The organism is Rhizobacter sp. P3_B12 (assembly GCF_056402895.1).
Genome location: NZ_JBFUGN010001126.1, coordinates 1 through 1842, shown reverse-complemented (window position 1 = coordinate 1842; position 1842 = coordinate 1). Strand labels below are relative to the sequence as shown.

The window sequence follows — 1842 nt, the reverse complement described above, 5'->3', positions numbered from 1 at the left end:
TCGCTGCGCATGAGCGGCCAGCTCACGCAGCTGGCCGAGGCCGGCCAGGCCGGCTCGGCCCCGTACCGCTTCATCGACCCCGAGCTGGTGCAGCGCCTCGAAGCGCAGGACCGGCTGAAGGCGCTCGAGAGCTCGATGAACCAGCTGCGCACCGAGGGCCAGGCGCGGCAGCAGGCCCTCGTCGAACTGCAGGCGAGGGTGCAGCAGGCCCAGGCGGCGCGCTACGCGAACCCGCTGGTCTATGCGCTGGCCGTGCTGTGCGCGCTGCTCGCCGCCGGCCTGGGCTTCCTGGTATGGCAGCGCTGGCGCGAGCGGCAGGCCGCGGCCTGGTGGGTCGAGCCGCCGGCACCCGCGCCGGCCGCACCCGCTGCGCAGGCCGAAGCACCGCAGACCATCCCGGCGGCGATGTCGCCCGATCTGTCCGGCGGCGGCGCGGTGCTGGTCGACACGCCGCCCCCGGTTCGCAAGCGGCCCGGTGCGCCGATGCCGGCACAGCCGATGGACGTCACGCTGACGCCGCGCGCCGTTGCCGCGATGCAGGCCACGCTGTCGCGCGAGACCCGGCCCGGCACCGACCTCGACCCCGAATCGCTGGAGCCGCACCGGCCGATGTCGGCCGACGAGCTGATCGACCTCGACCAGCAGGTCGAGTTCTTCGTCGTGCTCGGGCAGGACGATGCGGCGGTCGACCTGCTGATGGGCCACGTGCGCAGCACCGGCGGCGTGAGCCCGCTGCCGTACCTGAAGCTGATGGAGATCTACCGCCGCCGCGGCGAGCGCGACCCGTACGACCGCATCCGCGAGCGCTTCAACCGGCGCTTCAACGCCTACGCGATCGAGTGGGACGAGAACGACCCGTCGAAGGAACGCGACCTCGAAGAGGGCTTCCCCGAGTTGCTGGCCCGCGTGCAGTCGCTGTGGTCGGCGCCGGCGGAAGCCATGGCAACGCTCGACGGCGCGCTGTTCCGGCGCAACCAGGGCCCGCCGTTCGACGTGCCGGCCTACCGCGACCTGCTGTTCCTGTACGGCATCGCCCGCGACCTGGCCGAGCGCGACGTGCGCCCCGAGGGCGTCGACCTGCTGCTGCCGATGGAGGGCGGGTTCGACATCACGCTGGACCTGTCGGCGCCCGATGTCCGAACCGAGCCTCGGCCCGATTCGGCACCCATGCCGCTGCACGCCAGCGACCCGGTGCCACCCGAACCGCAGGTCGAGCGGCTCACGCYCGACCTCGACATCTCCACCGACCCGGCCAGGCTGTCGGGGCCGGATGCGCCGCTGCGCGATGCCGCCGATTCGCGCCCCGGGCTCGACTTCGACCTCAGCGAACTGAGCGAGCTCGACACCCCCCGCAAGCCCAAGGCGAGCGGGTCTCGTTGATCACAGCTTCGCCAGCCGCTCCAGCGCCCGCTCCAGCGTCTCGTCCTTCTTCGCGAAGCAGAAGCGCGCCAGCTTCTGCTCGAAGCCGCCGGCATAGAACACCGACACCGGGATCGCCGCGACGCCGATCTCGCTCGTGAGCCAGCGGCAGAAGCCTTCCTCGCTCAGCTCGCTGACGGCCGAGTAGTCGACGCTCTGGAAATAACTGCCCGCGCTCGGCAGCAGCTTCAGCCGCGTGGCTGCCAGCCCGGCGCGGAACAGGTCGCGCTTGCGCTGGTAGAACGCCGGCAGCTCCAGGTAGGGCGCCGGGTCGGCCATGTACTCGGCCAGCCCGTGCTGCACCGGCGTGTTGACGGTGAAGACGTTGAACTGGTGCACCTTGCGGAACTCGGCCGTCAGCGGCGCAGGCGCCGCGACATAGCCGACCTTCCAGCCGGTCACGTGGTAGGTCTTGCCGAAGCT

2 protein-coding genes are annotated in these 1842 nt (G+C 71.7%); one reads left to right on the top strand and one right to left on the bottom strand.

Annotated features, from left to right (window positions below; genetic code table 11):
* Positions 1-1380 (top strand): hypothetical protein (locus tag AC1D01_RS32880; RefSeq protein WP_477873679.1); only part of this gene is annotated, 1380 nt, incomplete at its 5' end.
* Here the strand turns inward: AC1D01_RS32880 and AC1D01_RS32875 are convergent.
* On the bottom strand, positions 1381-1842 hold a 462-nt coding region (locus tag AC1D01_RS32875), incomplete at its 5' end, for an aminotransferase class I/II-fold pyridoxal phosphate-dependent enzyme (RefSeq protein WP_477873678.1).